The organism is Marinilabilia salmonicolor (assembly GCF_003003035.1).
GTDB lineage: Bacteria > Bacteroidota > Bacteroidia > Bacteroidales > Marinilabiliaceae > Marinilabilia > Marinilabilia salmonicolor_A.
Genome location: NZ_PVTS01000022.1, coordinates 34,855 through 55,187 on the forward strand (window position 1 = coordinate 34,855; position 20,333 = coordinate 55,187).

General features: G+C 43.7%; 19 protein-coding genes. 13 read left to right on the top strand and 6 right to left on the bottom strand.

Annotation, left to right across the window (positions count from 1 at the left end):
* Nucleotides 1-60: 60 nt before the first annotated feature.
* Entirely contained in the window at nucleotides 61-1,593 is a 1,533-nt protein-coding gene (locus BY457_RS17065; protein ID WP_106154540.1) for an AbgT family transporter, read from the top strand.
* 215 nt (nucleotides 1,594-1,808) lie between these two features.
* Here BY457_RS17065 and BY457_RS17070 read toward each other — a convergent pair whose 3' ends face one another.
* A complete protein-coding gene (locus BY457_RS17070; RefSeq protein WP_106154541.1) occupies nucleotides 1,809-2,531 on the bottom strand; it encodes a YkgJ family cysteine cluster protein in 723 nt (240 codons plus the stop codon).
* Between the two features lie 160 nt (nucleotides 2,532-2,691).
* A complete protein-coding gene (locus BY457_RS17075) occupies nucleotides 2,692-4,110 on the bottom strand; it encodes a DUF1593 domain-containing protein (RefSeq protein ID WP_106154542.1) in 1,419 nt (472 codons plus the stop codon).
* A gap of 78 nt (nucleotides 4,111-4,188) precedes the next feature.
* Between BY457_RS17075 and BY457_RS17080 the strand changes: the two genes are divergently transcribed.
* From BY457_RS17080 to BY457_RS17130, 11 genes are all read left to right on the top strand, one after another.
* On the top strand, nucleotides 4,189-5,046 hold the full coding sequence (locus BY457_RS17080; protein WP_106154543.1) for a helix-turn-helix domain-containing protein: 858 nt from the start codon (nucleotides 4,189-4,191) through the stop codon (nucleotides 5,044-5,046).
* A 77-nt stretch (nucleotides 5,047-5,123) separates the two neighbouring features.
* On the top strand, nucleotides 5,124-5,942 hold the full coding sequence (locus tag BY457_RS17085) for an XRE family transcriptional regulator (protein ID WP_106154544.1): 819 nt from the start codon (nucleotides 5,124-5,126) through the stop codon (nucleotides 5,940-5,942).
* Between the two features lie 218 nt (nucleotides 5,943-6,160).
* Nucleotides 6,161-7,408: a putative DNA modification/repair radical SAM protein gene (locus BY457_RS17090; protein WP_106154580.1), complete on the top strand. Its 1,248-nt coding sequence runs from the start codon at nucleotides 6,161-6,163 to the stop codon at nucleotides 7,406-7,408.
* A gap of 220 nt (nucleotides 7,409-7,628) precedes the next feature.
* Complete coding sequence (locus BY457_RS17095; protein WP_106154545.1) at nucleotides 7,629-8,390, top strand: TIGR03915 family putative DNA repair protein; 762 nt, start codon at nucleotides 7,629-7,631, stop codon at nucleotides 8,388-8,390.
* 190 nt (nucleotides 8,391-8,580) lie between these two features.
* Nucleotides 8,581-8,802, top strand: a complete 222-nt coding sequence (locus BY457_RS17100; RefSeq protein ID WP_258176781.1) for a helix-turn-helix domain-containing protein — start codon at nucleotides 8,581-8,583, stop codon at nucleotides 8,800-8,802.
* Entirely contained in the window at nucleotides 8,799-9,128 is a 330-nt protein-coding gene (locus tag BY457_RS17105; protein ID WP_106154546.1) for a HipA N-terminal domain-containing protein, read from the top strand. Before BY457_RS17100 ends, BY457_RS17105 begins: the two co-directional genes overlap by 4 nt.
* Nucleotides 9,125-10,111: a HipA domain-containing protein gene (locus BY457_RS17110; protein ID WP_106154547.1), complete on the top strand. Its 987-nt coding sequence runs from the start codon at nucleotides 9,125-9,127 to the stop codon at nucleotides 10,109-10,111. The genes BY457_RS17105 and BY457_RS17110 overlap by 4 nt, the downstream gene beginning before the upstream one ends.
* A gap of 112 nt (nucleotides 10,112-10,223) precedes the next feature.
* A complete protein-coding gene (locus BY457_RS17115) occupies nucleotides 10,224-11,390 on the top strand; it encodes a chorismate-binding protein (protein WP_106154582.1) in 1,167 nt (388 codons plus the stop codon).
* Nucleotides 11,368-13,056, top strand: a complete 1,689-nt coding sequence (gene menD, locus BY457_RS17120; protein ID WP_106154548.1) for a 2-succinyl-5-enolpyruvyl-6-hydroxy-3-cyclohexene-1-carboxylic-acid synthase — start codon at nucleotides 11,368-11,370, stop codon at nucleotides 13,054-13,056. Before BY457_RS17115 ends, menD begins: the two co-directional genes overlap by 23 nt.
* Nucleotides 13,057-13,169: 113 nt before the next feature.
* Nucleotides 13,170-13,988: a 1,4-dihydroxy-2-naphthoyl-CoA synthase gene (gene menB, locus BY457_RS17125; RefSeq protein WP_106154549.1), complete on the top strand. Its 819-nt coding sequence runs from the start codon at nucleotides 13,170-13,172 to the stop codon at nucleotides 13,986-13,988.
* A gap of 195 nt (nucleotides 13,989-14,183) precedes the next feature.
* On the top strand, nucleotides 14,184-15,701 hold the full coding sequence (locus BY457_RS17130) for an AbgT family transporter (protein WP_106154550.1): 1,518 nt from the start codon (nucleotides 14,184-14,186) through the stop codon (nucleotides 15,699-15,701).
* A gap of 91 nt (nucleotides 15,702-15,792) precedes the next feature.
* Here BY457_RS17130 and BY457_RS18920 read toward each other — a convergent pair whose 3' ends face one another.
* The 4 genes from BY457_RS18920 to BY457_RS17145 form a co-directional block, all read right to left on the bottom strand.
* Nucleotides 15,793-15,993 (bottom strand): hypothetical protein, encoded by a 201-nt coding sequence (locus BY457_RS18920; RefSeq protein ID WP_146131002.1) that lies wholly within the window; start codon nucleotides 15,991-15,993, stop codon nucleotides 15,793-15,795.
* A gap of 87 nt (nucleotides 15,994-16,080) precedes the next feature.
* Complete coding sequence (gene otsB / locus BY457_RS17135; RefSeq protein WP_106154551.1) at nucleotides 16,081-16,872, bottom strand: trehalose-phosphatase; 792 nt, start codon at nucleotides 16,870-16,872, stop codon at nucleotides 16,081-16,083.
* Nucleotides 16,873-17,059: 187 nt separating this feature from the next.
* On the bottom strand, nucleotides 17,060-18,076 hold the full coding sequence (locus tag BY457_RS17140; protein ID WP_106154552.1) for a sodium:calcium antiporter: 1,017 nt from the start codon (nucleotides 18,074-18,076) through the stop codon (nucleotides 17,060-17,062).
* A gap of 30 nt (nucleotides 18,077-18,106) precedes the next feature.
* Nucleotides 18,107-19,030, bottom strand: coding sequence for a diacylglycerol/lipid kinase family protein (locus tag BY457_RS17145; RefSeq protein WP_106154553.1), 924 nt, complete (start codon nucleotides 19,028-19,030; stop codon nucleotides 18,107-18,109).
* 83 nt (nucleotides 19,031-19,113) lie between these two features.
* On the opposite strand from BY457_RS17145, the gene BY457_RS17150 reads away from it, so the two are divergent.
* The gene (locus tag BY457_RS17150; RefSeq protein WP_106154554.1) at nucleotides 19,114-20,304 is read left to right on the top strand and encodes an App1 family protein; all 1,191 of its coding nucleotides are present in this window, start codon (nucleotides 19,114-19,116) and stop codon (nucleotides 20,302-20,304) included.
* Nucleotides 20,305-20,333: the final 29 nt, after the last annotated feature.

The window sequence follows — 20,333 nt, forward strand, 5'->3', positions numbered from 1 at the left end:
TAACGCAGCAATTGGTACTTTATGGACTGACACTATCTATACATATTTAAAGCATTACACATGAGTGAAAAAGTAAGGAAGAAAAGTTTTTTTGACAGGTTTCTGAATCTCCTGGAAAAGGGCGGAAATGCCTTGCCACACCCGGCGACGTTGTTTGGGATATTTGCGTTGGCAGCTCTTATTTTATCAGCTGTTGGCGCCTGGTTGGGGTGGACGGTTCAGCATCCAGGGACAGGCGAAACCATCCAGGTGGTGAATCTTTTCAGTAAAGAGGGCATTGCCATGATTATGGATCGGATGGTGGAGAATTACACCGGGTTTGCACCGTTGGGGATTGTGATGGTGGCGATGCTGGGAATTGGCATTGCTGAGTCAAGTGGTCTGATTGCGGCTTTTATTCGCCTGTTGGTGCTTTCATCGCCCAAGCGCCTGCTCACTTTTGTGCTGGTGTTTTCCGGGATTCTCTCCAACTTTGCCAGTGACATCGGTTATGTCCTTCTGATACCTTTGGGCGGAATTATCTTTCAGTCGGTTGGGCGACATCCTATTGTGGGTATGGCAGCTGCCTTTGCCGGTGTTTCCGGAGGCTTTAGTGCCAACCTCATATTGGGAACCGTAGATCCCCTCCTTGCGGGACTCTCGCAGGAAGCTGCCCGCATTATTGACCCTACCTATGAGGTCAATCCTACGGCCAATTATTATTTTATGATTGTATCCACTTTTCTTATTGCTACAGTGGGTACCTGGGTTACCGAGAAAGTCATTGCCCCTCGTTTTGGGAAGTATGACGGCCCAGAAGGAGAAGAAAAACTGGAACGACTGTCATCGAAAGAGAAAAAAGGCCTGATGTGGAGTTTGTTGGTTTTTGTGGGTTGGGTGGCCATAATACTCATTGGCATCATTCCTGAAGATGGTCTTTTGAGAGGTGACGACGGAGGTATTCTTTCTTCCCCAATCATTCGCGGAGTGATTGCACTCTTATTCCTGATTGCCGGTACTATGGGAATCGTTTATGGTGCTGTGATGGGGAAATACAAAAACGACTCAGATGTGGCTAAGAGCATGGCTGACAGTATGCGTACGCTGACCACCTATTTTGTGCTGGTGTTCTTTGCAGCTCAGTTTGTGGCCTACTTTAAATGGAGTAACCTGGGGGTAATTATGGCCGTCAACGGCGCTGAAGCCCTGATGGCCGCCGATCTGGGCGTGATTCCGCTGATGCTGTTGTTTGTATTGCTTTCGGCATCAATCAATATGCTGATGGGAAGTGCCTCCGCCAAGTGGGCGATTATGGCACCTATATTTGTGCCCATGTTTATGTTGCTGGGATATTCACCCGAGCTCTCTCAGGCGGTTTACCGCATCGGAGATTCGGTGACCAACATCATTTCACCCATGATGAGTTTCTTTGCACTGATCATTGCCTATTTTAACAAATACGATGAAAAGGCCGGACTTGGAACCGTTATGGCCACTATGATTCCTTATAGCATCGCGTTCTTTATCGGATGGAGTATTCTGCTGGTTATCTGGCTGACTTTTGGTTTCCCGTTGGGGCCCGGAGCAGGACTGGACTATGTAATGCCCAACTAATCTTTGCAAGAAAACACCAACTACTGCGTTATTCTCGTTTTTGAATCATTCATTTACGAAAAAGTAAACTCATTGGATTCAAAAACTTCGAAAGCCTTGTATTTGGTGCTTTCTTATCAAAGATTGAAAACCCTTAGGTTCCTTTTTATACTATGGCTTATGTAAGAATTTTGATGATAGAACGAGGGCTTCTTTTTCTATCATAGTTAGCTAAGCTAATCTTCAGCAATTTCATCAAAGGGAAAACTATCATGAATGGTTGCTCCGTGCAGCCATTCATTTTTTTTATCCGGAGACTCCAACAATTTAATAAGAATGTGTTCAATGCGGTGTTCCTCAACGGAGAGGCCTTCTTCCTTCAGAGCCGCAGCAAACCCTTCGTTGAGTTGTCGTCCGGTTTTCAGCGTGAAATCAAAAAGAGCAGGCACAGCCTTGGGATCTTTGGGATTCAGGAATTTTGCATGACAGCTTTTCTCATCCGAGGAGAGATAAATGCGGCATCCCAATGGCCGCACAGGGTAAACCATGCAACTGCCTTTCCTCAGAAAAGGGCAGGGGTGGCTGGTGTTTAATGCCTCTTTGGGTGACAGTTTGGAAAATTTTTCTTCTTTTGCCTCAGCTTTTTGTTTTATTTCCTCAATTACTTTAGCCGAAAATCTCTTTTCCAGGTAATCCACCAGCACAATCATCTCGTTGGTAGTGGCAAAAACGGCCTGATGGCAACACCATTGACATCCCATGTGGCAGGCCACCGGTACATTTTCACTCTCGCAGCGTTGTGAGAAGGCATCAGTCAGCAAATCAACATTGTGATAAAGCTGTCGCTGGGCAATCTTTAATTTCGAGAGATCCTGCTTTACTGGATAAGCCTTGCCCAGGTTGTTGCCATCGGCAAAGAAAATTTGCTCAAAACCTTCGGGACGTATTTGTAGAGTCATATCTTTTGTAAATAATGCTTGCAAAAAAATTTAAGTTTGTTCAGTCTTTGATAAGAAAGCGCCAAACACGAGAATGACGAAGTAGTTGATGTTTTCTTGCAAAGACTAACTTTCAAAAATTTGATCGAACAAGATACGAAAGATATGAATAAGATGGTTGTTAGTCTGAAGTTGAATGAACAACGATCCGGCGGTAACTGGTTAGATTCGGCTTCCCGTTGTCAGTGACTTCGAATATCACGTGAAAAGTCTGACCATCAGATTCCCCGGGTATGCTTAATTTTATTGAACTTGAATGGTTGTCAGAGATTGTTATCCTCTCACTGCAGTTTCCTGCTTCAGGCATGATCCACCACTTGAAACTGAGTTGATCTCCATCGGGATCAAAAGATTTTGAGGCATCAAGTTTTATTTTTTTTCCGGGTTTTTGGCTAATATGTAACGGGGAGATGTTTTTGTCTCCGTTCAGAATTATTTTGGGGTTCCGGTTTCCTTCACCCTGGTCGGCCCAGTCCATTCTTGCGACAAAATCATTGAAAGTGGCCGGATAAAAGCGATCTTCATATTTGGTGCAAATCTCAAAAGCTTTCCCTTTATGATTGGTATATGCACTGGAGATGCTGTCAGGTCCGATGCCCCATTCAAAATAGCCACCCCATCCGGCCTGATTCGGGTCAAGCGGGTTATTCAGTCCATTGGGAATGACGTGAAGAAAAGAGGGGGTATCCCCTTCGACTCCGTATTTATATTTGGGATATTGCTTTCCCAGGTTTCCTTTACTTTGAATGTGATGTGCATACGCTTCCCAGTTTTTTCGACCGGTTCCATTCTGGAATTTCCAGGCGCATTCATCCCAGAGATACATCAGATCTTTTTCAAACTCCAGGCGTATCCACTGCTGTGAGCTAATGTCGTAAGGTGTACCGTCTTTGTAAGATCTGTCTTGGTCGGTAATTGCATAGGTTGGGATTTTATGCAGGAAGGCTCTGAGGGCATTCTCATCTTTTTGCTCCTGAACCTGCCAGATGGCTTGTGCAAGGGTATTGCCACCACCCCAAAGTAAAATCCATAAAGGACGGTCGTCATTCTCGTCCGCCTGATTAATAATCAGGTTGCTTCCGTTAGAAATATTCTCTGAGCCAATATGTTCCATGCCCCTTTTCTGGCTGCCTGTCATCGTGCGGGCTCTTAAATAATCAGGGCTGGGCCAGTAGCCGATTTCCTGTTTAGATTCATCCTTTTTGAAACTTGTTTGTGCTGATCTTTTCATAAGATTCGGAAGATCCTTTTCGTAGGCATCAATCCTGTCGTGGATAAGTTGGAGAAAGTCGTCACGGGTTTCCTCAAGGCTCCATCCTGTGGTGTAAATGAGTCCTTCAATCTCGAAAAGATCAGCGTTGACCAGGAGTCTGACCAGGGACTCACTGTCATCTGGTTCCCAGGTAGAGATATCTGTGAGTACCACGATTCGTGGTTTCAGTTCGGTGGAATTAATTTGCAAAGACTTATTATTCTGGGATACGGCTCCCTGCATTACAGAAATAAGCAGAATAATAAAAAATAGCCAGTTCTTTTTCATACTTAGTGCGGTTTAGCATTTAAAAGTGTAAATTTAGTCTCGTAATTCGATTAAAACTAATCTGATTTTGAAATATATATGCCGAATTCCGAGATTTTGCACAGATTTAATGAAAATCGGGACAGATTTAAGCCGTATGGGCTGACCTTTGAAGTTTGGATTCCCGATGTAATGAGAAAACCTGACAGACATAATGAAATTGAAATTAATTTTTTTCCTGAAGGGAACATTACATATCTCTTTCAAGGTGCCAGAGTAACCATTCCACCAAAGAGTTTTGCATTGTTTTGGGGACTTGTGCCGCACCAAATTGTTGATTTCTCTGAGTCAGCTCCTTATTTTGTAGGAACCATTCCTCTTTCACGGTTTCTGGAGTGGAGGTTCCCGGTTGCATTTGTTGACAGAGTGCTAAAGGGAGAGGTTTTGATTGATGAATCGGGAAAATATTTCCATTATGATAAGTTTTTATTTCAGCAATGGATTGATGATTATGCTGAAAACAGAGGGGTAGATGCTTCATTGCTGGAAGTGCGTGCTCGCTTACTACGAATGGCCGATCGGGTATCAAATACAAAAGCTTCCGGTACGATAAAGATATCTGATGGAGAAATCAGCCAGATAGAAAGAATTGCATTATTTATTGCCCGAAATTTTAATCATCCTATAAAAATGGCTGATATTGGTCATGAAGCAGGTTTGCATCCTGATTATGCAAATTCTGTTTTTAAAAAAACATTTGGACTGACGTTGACTGAATACATTACGCAGGAACGAGTCAGTCAGGCTCAGCGGAAACTGATATCGACAGATTTGAGTATTTCGGATATCTGTTTTGAATGTGGTTTTAATTCAATAAACAGGTTTAATGCTGCTTTTAAGAGAATAAACAATTGTACTCCCAGCGAGTACAGGAAAAGTTTTTCCGGGTTTATTTGATTCTTTTATTGACCAATTAGAATCTGTTGTATATATTTGCTTAATAATTAATCCTGTTTTACGATTAAAAATTAAGCATGTATTTCGCATCCAATCTTCGACTGTTACGCAAACGCAAGGGCCTAACCCAGGGCGACCTGGCTGCAGCCCTTGGTATTAAACGTCCCACACTTAATAATTATGAGAATAAAGTCTCCGGGCCTCCGTTAGATGTGCTTACTTCTCTGGCCGATTATTTTGGCTTGTCAATGGACACACTCGTTAGGGTGGATTTATCCAAACTGACCAACTTTCAGTTAAAAGACCTGGAGGGCGGAAACGATGTTTATGTGCGCGGTTCCAGGTTGCGCGTGTTGACCTCCACGGTGGGGCCCGATAATGAGGAAAACATCGAATTGGTACCTGAAAAAGCTAAGGCCGGCTATCTTACTGGTTTCTCAGATCCTGAATACATCAGTTCGCTGCCGGTTTTTCGTTTGCCTTTCCTTGACCGGGAAAAGAAATACCGGACCTTTCAGATTAGTGGAGATTCCATGTTGCCGGTTCCCAGTGGAGCATGGATCACCGGAGAGTTTATTCTAGACTGGCATACCATAAAAGACGGGGATGCTTGTGTGGTGCTTACCCGCGATGACGGTATTTCATTTAAGATTATTCAAAATGAAATAAAGGAAAAGGGGAGTGTGAAATGTGTCAGCCTTAATCCCCTTTACGAACCTTATGATCTGGCAGTGGAAGAAATCCGGGAAATCTGGCGGTTTGTTCATTACATTAGTCCCGAACTGCCGCAGGGAAAAGTTGAGGTGGAACACTTGATGCGGTCAATCAGTCACATTCAGAGTGATGTGGGAGAGTTGAAAGAACATTTGCTGAAAGGCGGGGGAACTGGGGGGTAGTGCAGAGAGCATGGATCGGAGAACCGGTCACACATCCCGGGAGGTCCGGGCAAGTTCTGGGATTTCCCCGGTTAATACGGTCATTTGCATCCCTTAGATTTTGGTAAAGACGCACGGTCGTAGGTTTCCACATCCCCCGTAAATCGCGTCTTGCACTCAGCCCCATGCACTCAGCTCCATTCACCCAGCCTCTTGCCCCACGCCTTCTTTTCACAGCTATGGATAAATTAGAAAAACTAAAAATACTGGCATCCGCAGCGAAATATGATGTTTCCTGTGCCACCAGTGGCAGTCAGCGGGAAAATACCGGCGGACTGGGATCAGCAGTATCTGCCGGGATCTGTCACAGTTTTGCAGATGATGGTCGTTGCATTTCTCTGCTCAAGGTCTTATTTACCAATCACTGCATCTATGATTGTGCCTACTGTGCCAACCGCAGAAACAATGATATTCCAAGGGCAGCCTTCACGCCCGAAGAGTTGGTGGATATCACCATCAATTTTTACCGGCGTAATTACATCGAAGGATTGTTTCTGAGTAGCGGAGTGATGCGTAATCCCGATTATACCATGGCCCGGTTGACCAAAGTGATAAAAGATTTGCGCCTGGTACACCGTTTCAACGGATATATTCACCTCAAGGCTATCCCCGGGGCTGATGATGCTTTAATTCGGGAGGCCGGTCTTTATGCGGATCGTATGAGTGTGAACATTGAAATACCCTCCGAGGAAAATTTGAAATACCTGGCTCCGGAGAAAGATTATGGCAGTGTGTTGCATCCGATGCATCTGATAAATGAAACTCAGCAGGAATATCTGCCGGTCAGACGCTATTCAAAACCTGCACCGAAATTTGTTCCTGCCGGACAAAGTACTCAGCTTATTATTGGAGCTACGCCCGATTCAGACAATCAGGTGCTGCGACTGGCCAGTAATCTCTACAATGAAAACAGGCTGAAGCGGGTTTATTATTCCGGTTATATCCATACCAATACATCGGACAGCCGGCTGCCTGCTCTTGTTGCCCCTCCGCTAAAGCGCGAGAACCGGCTTTATCAGGCCGACTGGCTTATGCGGTTTTATGAGTTTAAGGTTGATGAAATTGTGGATGATGCTCATCCTGATCTGGATTTGGAACTGGATCCCAAGCTGGCTTACGCACTGCGCCATCCGGAGCTATTTCCGGTGGATATTCAGCAGGCCGATTTGCATACCCTTCTCAGGGTGCCGGGGATTGGTCCTAAGAGTGCAAGGCTGATTCTTTCTGCCCGTCGTTATGGACATGTTTCTTCGTATCTGTTGAAGAAAATGGGAGTTGTAATGAAACGTGCCCGGTTTTTTATTACCTGCCGTGCACTCGCAGGTCGCAAGGCTCCGGATTATCAGCCGGATCATTTGAGAATGATGTTTCTGGATAAATCAGCCCGCAAATTGACTCCGGATGCTGTGCAACTCAAATTGTTTTAGCCGTTTTATAGATGAATTTTGTTCATAAAAAGTTACATTGGTGTCCGGTTAAAAAATTGAGATTGCTTCACTACGTTCGCAATGAGAAGCAATCTCCTTTCAAAAAATATGTTTCTCCGGACACTAATGAAAAAGTCCTGGAGAAAAGTATTTAACTGATTCTTCTGCCTTCTGCCTTGCTAACTTATACCTAAAGGAATCTTTAACTTAATCTGCAACCATGATCAACTACCAATACGACGGAACATTTCCCGGTTTTCTTTCCGCTGTTTTTGAGGTATGGGACAGAGACCGTTTCCCTGCCAGAATTGTGCCTCCCGAAGTTGCACCGGGGCTGTTCGAGGAAACCCTGGAGGTGAAAACTGCAGATGATCATGCCGACCGGGTCTGGAAAGGGATAGCCAAAGCAGGTGGTAAGCAGTTGTGTCAGCGTTTTATGCATGTGTTTTTGTCCAGAGCGCCCGAAGCAGAAGATTTGATGTTGTTTATTCTGAAGCAACTGTTCGATAGTAAAAAGAACATCGCAGGAGACTTGTCGGTAGAAGCGGTATTGAAGTTTACTCAGCTGGAGCGTAAAGTCTTGAGAGAAGTACATCGCTTGTATATGTTTCTCCGATTTGAACAAACCGCCGATGGAATCTGGTTTGCCCCGGTATCGCCCAAATACGATGTGTTGCCCATGACCTTGAATCATTTCAAATCCCGGTTTTCAGATCAGGCCTGGCTCATTTATGATACGGTAAGGAAGTACGGTTATTACTATGATATTAAAGTTGTGGAGGAAATTACCATTGATAATCCTGCTTTCGAAAAAGAAACCGGCAGTCTTCCCACGGAAGCCCAAAGTGAGGATGAACAGCAATGGCAGGAAATGTGGCGCAGTTACTTTAAGCACATTGCCATCAGGGAGCGGGCTAATCCCCGACTTCAACGCCAGTTCATGCCGAAACGGTTCTGGAAGCATCTGACGGAGAAGCGTTGAGGGGGTGATTGATTGATGAAGCTTTTAACAGAGCATGAAGATAATCTTTTTGATTTTATGGGTGCAACTAAATGCACTATATGTGCTGAAAAACATGGTTGGGTAATTCAAATACTTCACGAAGTGCATTTTATTGCTCTTTTTTGTGTTTACTTGAAATATTTTCTATTTTTGATGCAAATAGTATAGTATGTTGCACTTTTCAGAATTAATAAAAACCATAAAGACCCGTAGAGAGATGCTACAGGTCAATCAGGTAATGTTGGCTGAACTATCGGGTGTAAGCTTAAGAACCATAAAACAGTTTGAAAGGGGGAAGGGCAACCTGACATTGAAGACGATGAGTAAAGTGGCTGATGCACTTGGCTTAGAATTAACATTAAAAGTAAAATCTCTATATCCTGATGAATGAGACAAGCAAAGGTTTTTTATAAAAATGAGGAGGCAGGTTTGCTTACTCAATCAGATAGTGGAGAATTCGTGTTTCGATACCATGATTCCTGGTTAAATGCCACGGATAAACCTCCTGTAAGTCTTACTTTACCTAAAAATCAGCAGGAATACCATTCTGAGTATTTGTTCCCGTTTTTCTTTAATATGTTGCCGGAAGGGGCTAACAAACAGGTTGTTTGTCATTCAATGCGTATCGATAAAGATGATCATTTTGGCTTATTGCTATATACGGCAACTTGTGACACTATTGGTGCAGTCAGAATTATTAAAACAAACAATGTATGAGTTTACCTGAAATCCTGTTTTGCCCTGGTACTTTGAGAGAGGGAAATAGTACCTACTCAAGCTCAGCTTTAAAGCGTCTTTTTAATGGGAAAAAGGTAAGTCATATTCTTCCATATGAATCTCCGGCAACAAACGAAATAACAGATGCACTGTTTGAGGAAAATCAAAAGATGATGTCCATTTCCGGAGTACAAGAAAAATTCTCCGTTTTGTTGGACAAAAACAAATTACGTCTCATTAAAGAAGGAGAGCAAGGGCAATACATTCTTAAACCTAAACCTGGTGCAGGTAAGCATCCTGAAATGATGCCGGCCAATGAGCATTTAACGATGCAAATAGCAAGGCAGGTTTTCAATATAGAAACTGCTGAGAATGCCCTCATTTTTTTTCATAACGGAGATCCGGCATATATTACTAAGCGGTTTGATGTTAAAGATGACAACACCAAGCGGGCACAAGAAGATTTTGCTGCTTTAGCACTCAGAACTCCTCAAACACATGGAACAAACTATAAATACCTGGGTAACTATTATGAATTATTTGAGATAATGAAAAAGTTTGTCCCGGCCTACAGTGTTGAGGCTCCGAAGCTTTTAAGACTTTTGCTGTTTAATTATTTGTTTTCCAATGGGGATGCACATTTAAAAAACTTTTCACTCATACAAACTGAGTTTGGAGATTATATATTGAGTCCGGCTTATGACTTATTTAATAGCCGCATTCATATTGAAGATAAAGACTTCGCACTTGATGATGGTTTATTGCCTCCGGCCCAGGCAAAAGGAAAAGTGAAAGAACAGTTTTATAAACTTGGTGAGCTTGCAGGGATTAATATCAAAGTGATTGATGGTATTTTTTCTAAGCTAACTTCACGAAAGGAAGAGGTCCTAAGATTAATTAGTCATTCATATTTGTCCGAGAAGCTGAAACATAACTATGAACAGGCTTATTTCTCCAGATTAAAAAAATTTAACAGGGAATAATTGCGTTAGCGTCCTTTTGTTCAAAATGCTATTTCGCTTTTTTCCGGTAATTGGTTGGGGGTTACAAACGAATCTAAAAACCCAAAAACCCCGATCCAAAAAATCAACCTTTTTGGCTATCTTTGTGTTTCTTTTCAAAAAGCAGGAATTGAGAGAAACAGATCATATAAAAAGTGCCCGGAAGATGTTGGAGGATTACCTGACATCAGGAAATTCTTTTGTCGCTTACAGATTGCCCGGAGAGAAACAGGCTTATAGCTTTCAGGTGGGTAAGGTGCAGCCTTTCAATATTTCAGAATTTACACCAGAGGCGTTTGAAGATGCATTTATCGTAGCCCCTTTTCAGGTGTTCAAAAGTGCTTTTGCGCTTTGGCCGGTATCCGGGATATCCCTGTTAGAGACAGAGACGTATGACAGGGAGATTCGGGAAAATAAATCTTTTCGATTGCCACAGGAGCGTGATGAGGTTTGCCAGGACTATGCCCGGTCTTTTTCAGTCATCAGGGAAGCGTTGAATGCTCATGCTGCCGACAAAGTGGTTTTGGCACGACGACTTGAAGTTACAGATGTTCCGGAACATATATTGCCTCAGGTATATAGTCAGCTCTGCCGGTCTTATCCCAACGCCTTTGTTTATTTCTTCGACCACCCTCAGGTGGGGCGATGGATGGGGGCCAGTCCGGAAACTTTTCTTGAGAAAGAGAACGATACATTGAAAACTGTGGCATTGGCGGCTACGCGCAGGAGTGAGCTACAAAGGGAAGACTGGAACATGAAAGAGCTGGAAGAGCAAGGCCTGGTTTCGGTTTTTGTTGATGAGGTGCTCAAAGAATACGGCATTTCTACCTATCAGAAAAATGGACCCGAGCCGGTAAGAGCCGGTTCCATGATTCATCTGAAGACTTCTTATGAATTTGAATCTTGTAAACTGAAAGATTCTGTCGGTCTATTTTTGCAATCGTTGCATCCTACTCCTGCGGTAGGCGGGTACCCCAAAGATGTGGCCATGAGGTTGATCGGAGAGGCCGAAAAGTTTGACCGGGGTTTTTACAGCGGTTTTCTGGGGCCGGTCAACAAAGGGGAATTCAGGTTTTTTGTAAACATTCGGTCCATGAAATTGGGCGAAGAGAAAGCTGTTTTGTACCTTGGAGGTGGAATTACAAGGGATTCGAAAGAAGCCAATGAATGGGAAGAGACCAGGTTAAAGGCCCGCACACTTCTGTCGGTGCTTCATTCAGTAAAACAAAATTATAGTAATGAGTCAATCCATCTCCGATAAAACGGTGGTTCATCATATTATCGAGCATTGCTACAGTCATGGTGTCCGGCATGTTATTATTTCTCCGGGTTCGCGCAATGCTCCGTTGATTATATCTTTTCCTGCCAGTAAAAAATTTACCTGTCTTACCATTGTTGATGAGCGCTCAGCAGCCTATTTTGCATTGGGCCTGGCCCGCGAAACCAACCAGCCGGTGGCATTGATCTGTACCAGTGGAACGGCAGCACTGAATTATACTCCGGCCATTTCTGAAGCGTATTATCAGCAAATTCCGCTCATTGCCATCACGGCCGACCGGCCTCCGGAGTATGTCGATCAGGCCGATGGTCAGACCATTCGTCAGCAGGGGATTTTTAGCAATTTTGTGCGTTATGAATGTCAAATGCCGGTGGGGGATTTGGCATCGGATGATCGATGGCTGGTAGATCGCAGACTTAATGAGGTTTTCAAAAATGCGCTGGGAGCGGTGAGAGGACCGGTACACATCAATGTTCCATTTCGTGAACCGCTTTATGAAACCATCGATGCCGGCACTTTGCCTCAGCCATCTATTGTCCCTGTGACACAGGGAGCTTCTGTGAATGAAGTATTGTTGGATGATCTGCATTTTGAGTTGTCACAATACCGAAAAGTCATGTTACTGGTGGGGGCCACCGTTCCCGATGCTGATTTAAAGAGATTGGTTGCCGGCCTGGTAGCAAAAGGTGTTGTGGTGATCACAGAAAACCTCTCCAATTTGGCGGAGGAAGGAACTTTTGGAAATACCGATCGCCTTCTTGAAGGTTTTGATGCGGAAGATCCGGCTTTTACCCCCGATTTGTTGATTACCCTTGATATTCCGGTGCTTTCCAAGAAATTGAAGCAAAGGCTGAGGAAATATCCTCCAAGCGCTCATTGGCACTTCTCCAATCAGGAGATTTTAATAGATACCTATCAATGTCTGACCCGTCAGATTGGCGGTGATGCTGTTGAGATCCTTGGTAAATTGGTTCCCCGGATGAAACAGCTGTCATCAGATTATGCTGAAATCATTGAAAATGCTGAACAAAAGGTGAGGCGAAGGCATTATGAATATCTGGAAGGTCTCGGATGGTGCGATTTGAAGGTGTTCGAGCAGATCTCCCGAAAAATACCGGGCCTTCAACAGATACATTTGGCCAATAGTACGCCTGTTCGTTACGGTCAGTTATTTGATTGGGATGAGACCTGCGCTTTCTTCAGCAATCGGGGAACCAGTGGTATTGACGGATGTGTAAGTACCGCTGCGGGAGCTGCATATAAAGCAGATCAGTCGGTGACGCTTATTTCGGGCGATCTGGGTTTCATGTACGATACCAATGGCTTGTGGCACCGGTATCTGCCATCAACCTTCAGAGTGATTGTAATCAACAACGGAGGTGGTGGCATTTTTCGCTTTATTCCCGGTCCTTCAAAAACAGAAGAACTGGAACCATATTTTGAAGCCCGCGGCAACCATCAATGTCGTGGCATAGCAGAAACTTTCGGGTTGCAGTATTATGCTGCCGGCAACAGTGATGAATTGGATCAAATTCTGGAGCACTTTTGGAGCGATAAAGGCCGGCCGGCCTTGTTGGAGATCTTTACGCCGGGGCAGGAAAATGGGGAGATATTGAGGGAGTATTTCAGTTATCTGAGGGGGAGGTGATTTGGTAAGGCAGAAGAATCTGCCGCACTTAATCTGTCATTGGTAACGTAGTGAAGCAATCTCAGTTTTTTAACTGGACACCAATTAAAATATAACAATCTAACAATAGTACCATGAAGTATAACTGGACAACCATTAAAGAATACGAAGACATTAAGTTTGAGTTTTGCGAAGAAGTGGGAAAGGTGACCATCAACCGTCCCCGTGTTTACAACGCGTTTCGTCCGCAGACCGTAAAGGAGATGATTGATGCCTTTGATATTTGCCGTGAGCGGCAGGATATTGGCGTGGTGGTGCTTACCGGTGAAGGAGACAAGGCTTTTTGTTCCGGGGGTGACCAAAACGTAAAAGGACATGGCGGATACATGGATGAGGACGGGGTTCCACGTCTGAACGTGTTGGATCTTCATAAACGTATTCGCTCTCTGCCCAAGCCGGTAGTTGCCATGGTCAACGGTTATGCCATTGGTGGTGGCCATGTTTTGCACGTAGTTTGCGACCTGACAGTTGCGAGTGATAAGGCCATTTTTGGACAGAGCGGGCCCAAGGTGGGAAGTTTTGATGCCGGTTTTGGTTCCTCTTACCTTGCCCGTCATGTGGGACAAAAGAAAGCACGTGAGATTTGGTTCCTGTGTAAACAGTATTCTGCCGAAGAGGCTGAGAAAATGGGCCTTGTAAATAAAGTGGTTTCACACGAATGGCTGGAAGATGAGACCATGGAATGGTGCAAAATAATGCTCCAACGCAGTCCCATGGCATTGCGGATGATCAAAAGAGGACTGAATGCCGAGCTTGACGGACAGACTGGCATTATGGAGATGGCCGGAGATGCTACACTGATGTTCTACCTCATGGAGGAAGCTCAGGAGGGACGTAAAGCGTTCTTGGAAAAGCGGGATCCTGATTTTAAGCAGTTTCCTAAGTTCCCCTAAGACAATAAACGAAATTTTGATGACCATATAAGGCATATTTAATATATTACAAATCATCATTGAATGGGTTTTATCAACCTGGACGCTTTCGAAGCGTTTTGTTACAGGTGGATTATAAACCACTGTAAGCCTTAATACTCCTGATATGTCTGATATGGTTTAAATATTTTTTCATTATCCAATCAACTAAAAACTATGTCAGAAAAGAAAAAAGAAGGTTTCTTCAAAAGACTACTCGATAAGGTTGAAGTTGCCGGAAACAAACTACCTCAACCCGTTACTTTGTTTGCGATGCTCATGGGAATAGTGCTCTTGCTCTCGTGGATTTTTGGTTCTTTGGGGGTAAGTGCTACCCATCCGGCCAGCGGAGAGGAAGTAAAAGCAGTGAACCTCCTGAGTGCTGACGGGGTAAGGCGGATTATGACATCTATGGTGGATGTGTTTGCTGAGTTTCCGCCATTGGGACTGGTTCTGGTGGTAATGTTGGGAATTGGCGTTGCCGAGCGCAGCGGATTAATATCTGTCGGACTCCGGATGTTTGTGAGTAAGGTACCCAAATCGCTCATCACTTTCTCCATTGTGGTGGCCGGTATGATCAGTTCCATTGCTGCAGATGCCGGTTACGTGGTATTGATTCCTTTGGGAGCAGCCATATTTCACAGTATGGGGCGTCATCCGATTGCAGGGTTGGCTGCTGCGTTTGCAGGTGTCTCCGGAGGGTTTGGTGCCAATTTTCTACCCACAGGACTTGATCCTTTGATTGCATCTTTTACCCAGCCTGCCGCTCAGATTATTGAATCGGGTTATACCGTCAACCCGCTGTCCAATTACTTCCTGATGGCTGCATCTGTTCCTTTTGTGGGACTGGCCGGAACATGGGTGACCGAGCGCATTATCATACCTCGTTTGGGGAAATACACCGAAGATACCGATGAGGTGGTGAACAATGAAATATCACCCATAGAAAGGAAAGGTCTGAAGTGGACTTTACTTACAATCGTGGTATTTCTGGGACTTTTGGTTTGGGGTATTGTTCCTGAGAATGCACTGTTTCGTGCCGAGGATGGTGGTTTGGAACCGTTTTACAACTCCATTGTGCCACTGATGTTTATCCTTTTCTTTATTGCCGGATTGGTTTATGGTTTGATTACCAAATCAATTAAGGGCGATAAGGATGTGGCCAATATGACCGCCGAATCTATGTCCACCATGGGAGGCTATATAGTTCTTGCCTTTGTGGCTGCCCAGTTTGTGGCATTCTTCAACTGGTCAAATCTGGGACTGATAGTAGCCATTACCGGAGCTGATGGCTTGCAGGATATCGGTTTTACGGGAACACCACTTCTGGTGGCGTTTATTCTGGTTTCCTCTTTGGTCAATCTGATGATTGGCAGTGCCTCAGCCAAGTGGGCTATTCTGGCACCTATTTTTGTGCCTATGCTGATGCTGATGGGGTACAGTCCTGAGACCACTCAGGCAGCCTACCGTATTGGAGACTCTTATTCCAATATTCTAACCCCCTTACTTCCTTACTTCCCTCTGGTTATTACGTTTGCACAGAAATATGTGAAGAACATCGGACTGGGAACCATTATTTCCACGATGCTTCCTTTTGCAATTGTTTTTGCCGTTGTTAGGATTGTAACTTTTATAATATGGATTTGGCTCGATATTCCTTTGGGTATTGAAGGCCCCATTTATTATGGTGGATAAGTTTTGTAATTGAACCATAAAATAAAGAAGCTGGCAAAAAAGAACCCCGGGCAACTATCGCTCCGGGGTTTCTGTTTTTTGTGATTAACCTTTAGTTCTTCTTATCTTCTGATTTGTTAGCAGCCGACCGAATTGAACGAACTATAGAAACTAACGTTGCGGTCATCGCAATAAAAATAAGATAATTGAGCCAGTTTTCGGATGAACGAAGGTTGTTGAAGTTGATTGAGGCCACATCTGCAATCAGAATAACCATTCCGAAAATCAATAATGAATAACGGACTTTTTGCATCTCTTTCTCAAATTAATGGATGATTGCCGGTTAATAGTTTTACTTCTGCCTCTCAATCTTCTGCCTTTCCAACTTCTGTCAGAGAAATCACAATAGTTTCTTAAATAATTCTGCAACTTCATCCACGTCTTTCAGTGTATAAGATGCGTGTGTCGGATTGCCATTGTGCTCCACCATTATGCCAATTCCAATCCCATCAGTTTCCAGTGCTTCGAAAGCATCCTCATCGGTGTCATCATCTCCTATGTAAACCGGAATTACCGAATCATCGGTGGCCAATCCGAGTTCCTGAAGAATCCACAGCACTGCTTTTCCTTTGTGCCAGTCAAGATCGGGCTTTATTTCCACTATTTTTTTGCCGGTTCCTTTCTTGTAACCGGGGTTTTTGGCCAATACCTCTTCAAAATCAGCCAGAATGTCATCAATCTCTTCGTCTTTGGCATTGCGGTAATGCACCCCAATGGCATAACGTTTACGGTCAATCTGAACCCCCTTGTATTTTTTCTGGAGCTCCATCAGTTCCTTCTCTATGATGTTCAGCTCGGGAAGCAGCACAGAAGTCTTTTCATGTTCTTTGTAAAGTCCGTCGGGACCGGAAATCCTGAATCCGTGACTTCCTGCATATAACAGGTTGTCTAAACCAACGAGTTTTTTTACATCATCCATATCGCGGCCGGTAATAACGGCCACAGTATATTTCTCTGCCAGTTGTGCCAGCAGATCTTTCATTTCCTGGCTGATTTGGGCATCTTCCGGGCGACTGACAATTGGGGTCAGTGTTCCGTCATAGTCTAAAAACAGGGCAGGTTTTCTACCTTTCACTTCCTCAAAAAAATCATTTTGGCCGTCAAAAACCGGCTTCGGATTTGATTTTGTCATGGTATCTTATATATCGGTTTATCGTTCAATTGCCCCTTGACCTTTTTCAAAGTTTTGGAGATAAAGCTTAATATTAAAAAATAATATTTTTGATAAAATCCAGAAATTCAGCATTATACGATTTTTCTAATCTCTAACCTCTAATTTCTAACAATCTAATTTTATGGTTTACTCAAATATAAAAAAATTATGCAAAAAACAACCAAAGGTTGCCGGTCAGATAAAATACAATTATTAGAAGGCTTTCCCAGCCTATTTTCCCGATTCCCTGCTTTTCCCGATGAAGTAATCCCAGTATTAATGTCGCCGTCAGTAGCATTGTCAATGCAATAATAAATATCTGATTTTGGGAGATGGCATGTAGAATGCTGCCATCGTTGTAGGCTATATCGGCAAATGCCACAAAGAGAATATCAAAGCTGTTGCCACCAATGATATTACCCACTGCCAGGGTAAGGGCTTTCTGCCGGACGGCAGCAATGGATACCACCAGCTCGGGCAATGATGTGGCAACGGCAGTAAGTAACATACCCACAAACCCTTCGGACAGATTGGTTTTATCGGCAATTACCATTCCTGTGCGGGCTACAAAATATCCCGCAACGGCCACGATTGCTGCCAAGACAATAAACTTAATGTAGATGAGATAAGGGTATCTGGGTTGTAAATTTTCTTTGTCGGGAACGTCCTCAACTGTCTGTCTGGTCATCCTTGGAAGCCACATCGGATAGTCTTTGGCTCTGCTAATCATTTTTGTTCCCAGAATATAAAAGAGAATTAATATAAAAGAGATGGGATGGATGTGAAAAAATGTGGTCTCAGGACCGGATATTCCTAACAGGATAAGTGCAAGTAGTCCCAGCAGTAAAACGCCCTGCATGAGATTGGCAAATGAGGCGGCAGCATGTTCCAGGTTTATTTTTCGATAAGAGATGTCTGCAATTGACAGAAACAGGGTTTGAGCAGCAATTCCTCCTATGGCATTGCTGATGGCGAGCTGTGGATGCCCGTTGTATGCTGCAACAACCGAAGTTATGATTCCTGGTAAAGAGGTTGTACCGCCCAGAAAAACAGCTCCAAATAAGGCTTCTCCCAATCCTGTGATATCTGCCAGACGGTCTGCCTCTTTTGCAAGCATCGTTCCTGCTATTGCAATGATGATGGTGGAAATAATAAAGAGGACAATGGAAGTTTGTAATTCCATGGAACAAGTAGTTTTAGGCGCTTAAAAATTTTAAGTTTTTACAAAGAAGTGATTCTCCTGGTGGTTGTAGATAATATTGATTGCCGAGGGGAGTACTTCTACTTCCAGCTGTTTGAGTTCCCCTACCGGTTCCCCATCTACCTGAAGATCCTGGGCTGGTTGCATTTTTATCTTTGCATGTCGGCACGAAAGCGTTCGGATGTGTCTGAGTCGGTGAATATTGCCTGTAAAAAATGCAAAAACCATATGAAAAAGATAATACCACGGATATGGCTTAATAACAACCATTTCAAATTTTCCGTCGTCAATCTTTCCTGTGGGGTTTACCACCGCTCCGGTTCCAAAGAAGTGAGTGTTGGTCATGACCAGCATTACAGCTTTGTATTTTCTTCTCTTTTTTCCTTCGCAATCAACGATGCACTTAAAATGAGACGGAGATTTTAGCTCCTTAAAAAACTGTCGTGCATATCCGTAAAATCCTCTTATTTTCTCCTGATCAAAACGCTTGATGATCCGCGCGTTCATGCCCAGATCACTTAAATGAATTGCCAAATGCTTTTTGTTGATTTTTAAGAGATCAATGACCCGCGATGCATTCCGTTCAATGACAGATAAAGCCTGTTCGAAATTGGTTGGGATATTCAATTCAAAAGCCATTCCATTGGCAGAACCGGTGGGGATGATTCCCAATTTTGTTTTGGTATTTATCAGAACTGAGGCCACCAGATTCACGGTTCCGTCTCCTCCTACTGCAACAACTGTATCCGGGGAATTATTGTTGATGGTTTCGGTTATTCGTTCCTCATCATTCTCTCCTGTTGTTTCCAAAAAGGAGGCCGGGAGCGAATGGGTTTTACAAAACCGGGTAATTTCCCCTTGTACATCAATTTTTTGATTGCTTCCCGAAATCGGATTGATGATGAATAGAATATTTCTATTTTCAGAACTGCTCATGTCGTTTGATTCAAGGTAATAGCTAACTTTGAGTAAACAATTATCACTTACGATTCTTTAAATATAAAAAAACAAATCTTCAGATGCCCATAATAACCAAAACTTTCCGTTACATTCTTCGAAAAGCCGGTAGTCCGTTCCGACGTGCCCGTCTGTGGCTCAAAAAGCGTCTTGGCTGGTTAGGTATTCCCACCATTGAACCCTATCTGGGGTTCTGTAACGGTCAGGATGTTTATATTTCCGGCAATGTGATGGAGGATAAAGGACTTGAAAAGCCCAGGCCGGGACAATCGTTGGGGAGCAATATGCTGGCCATGTTTAAGCGTTATGTGAGTGATGAAATTGGCGGGGTGCGGGTTAAAGTGATTTTTCATGAAAGATCTCAGATAGTGGAGACCAACGAACTGGGAATCTTTCATTGTTCTTTCAGGTTTGATGAGCCGGTTTCTCCGGATAACCATTTTGAGCCGGTTTATTATGAATTGTTGGATGAGGTGGTTGAAAATCAGGGGGAAATCAGGGCGACCGGTGAGGTGTTGGTAGTGTCGGAGAAACTCTCCTTTGGCGTTGTGTCTGACATTGATGATACGGTTATGGTGTCTCACTCTACAAAAACATTGAAAAAGCTGAAGCTGATGCTTTTTAAGAATGCCCGGACACGTGTTCCATTTGAAGGTGTGGGAGCTTTTTACCGAGCCCTTCGTAAAGGGGGGGAGGATCAGCAGCATTTTAATCCGGTTTTTTATGTGTCCAGTAGTGAATGGAATTTATATGATTTGCTCGTAGATTTTTTTGAATTCCGGAATATTCCCGCGGGGCCTTTAATGCTGCAGGAACTGGAACACAGTATCTTTCAGTTTTGGAAATCAGGTGGTGGAAATCATGAACACAAACTGGAGAAAATACGTTTCTTATTTTCCTTTTTTCCTAAGTTGGACTTTGTCCTGATTGGTGACAGCGGTCAGAGGGATCCTTCGCTTTATCTGCAAGCTGCCAGAGAATGCCCGGGAAGGGTAAAAGCGGTCTATATCCGTTGCATCGGGAAAGCCCATAAAAACAGGCAAACATTAGAAATCGCCCGTCAGATGGAGCAACTGAATGTTCCCATGTTGTTGATTGATAGCACGGAGGAGGCTGCCCGCCATGCTTTGATGAACGGGTTTATAGCACCGTCATCCATGCCCGATATCGCCCGACAGTTAGAGGAAGACCACAATTTTTCTTTTACCGATTCTTTTTACAGTGAGAATGAACAGCTGATTGCTGATAATTAATCAATTATATGAACCTTTTGCTTGCGGGC

What these genes read in the sequence shown, in the direction of transcription:
- BY457_RS18920 (WP_146131002.1), bottom strand. Translation starts at nt 15,993, where the DNA reads ATGCAAAAAGTCCGTTATTCATTATTGATTTTCGGAATGGTTATTCTG.
- menB (WP_106154549.1), top strand. Translation starts at nt 13,170, where the DNA reads ATGAAGTATAACTGGACAACCATTAAAGAATACGAAGACATTAAGTTT.
- BY457_RS17070 (WP_106154541.1), bottom strand. Translation starts at nt 2,531, where the DNA reads ATGACTCTACAAATACGTCCCGAAGGTTTTGAGCAAATTTTCTTTGCC.
- BY457_RS17100 (WP_258176781.1), top strand. Translation starts at nt 8,581, where the DNA reads ATGTTGCACTTTTCAGAATTAATAAAAACCATAAAGACCCGTAGAGAG.
- BY457_RS17140 (WP_106154552.1), bottom strand. Translation starts at nt 18,076, where the DNA reads ATGGAATTACAAACTTCCATTGTCCTCTTTATTATTTCCACCATCATC.
- BY457_RS17105 (WP_106154546.1), top strand. Translation starts at nt 8,799, where the DNA reads ATGAGACAAGCAAAGGTTTTTTATAAAAATGAGGAGGCAGGTTTGCTT.
- BY457_RS17130 (WP_106154550.1), top strand. Translation starts at nt 14,184, where the DNA reads ATGTCAGAAAAGAAAAAAGAAGGTTTCTTCAAAAGACTACTCGATAAG.
- BY457_RS17065 (WP_106154540.1), top strand. Translation starts at nt 61, where the DNA reads ATGAGTGAAAAAGTAAGGAAGAAAAGTTTTTTTGACAGGTTTCTGAAT.
- otsB (WP_106154551.1), bottom strand. Translation starts at nt 16,872, where the DNA reads ATGACAAAATCAAATCCGAAGCCGGTTTTTGACGGCCAAAATGATTTT.
- BY457_RS17080 (WP_106154543.1), top strand. Translation starts at nt 4,189, where the DNA reads ATGCCGAATTCCGAGATTTTGCACAGATTTAATGAAAATCGGGACAGA.
- BY457_RS17075 (WP_106154542.1), bottom strand. Translation starts at nt 4,110, where the DNA reads ATGAAAAAGAACTGGCTATTTTTTATTATTCTGCTTATTTCTGTAATG.
- BY457_RS17150 (WP_106154554.1), top strand. Translation starts at nt 19,114, where the DNA reads ATGCCCATAATAACCAAAACTTTCCGTTACATTCTTCGAAAAGCCGGT.
- BY457_RS17145 (WP_106154553.1), bottom strand. Translation starts at nt 19,030, where the DNA reads ATGAGCAGTTCTGAAAATAGAAATATTCTATTCATCATCAATCCGATT.
- BY457_RS17085 (WP_106154544.1), top strand. Translation starts at nt 5,124, where the DNA reads ATGTATTTCGCATCCAATCTTCGACTGTTACGCAAACGCAAGGGCCTA.
- BY457_RS17095 (WP_106154545.1), top strand. Translation starts at nt 7,629, where the DNA reads ATGATCAACTACCAATACGACGGAACATTTCCCGGTTTTCTTTCCGCT.
- BY457_RS17110 (WP_106154547.1), top strand. Translation starts at nt 9,125, where the DNA reads ATGAGTTTACCTGAAATCCTGTTTTGCCCTGGTACTTTGAGAGAGGGA.
- menD (WP_106154548.1), top strand. Translation starts at nt 11,368, where the DNA reads ATGAGTCAATCCATCTCCGATAAAACGGTGGTTCATCATATTATCGAG.
- BY457_RS17090 (WP_106154580.1), top strand. Translation starts at nt 6,161, where the DNA reads ATGGATAAATTAGAAAAACTAAAAATACTGGCATCCGCAGCGAAATAT.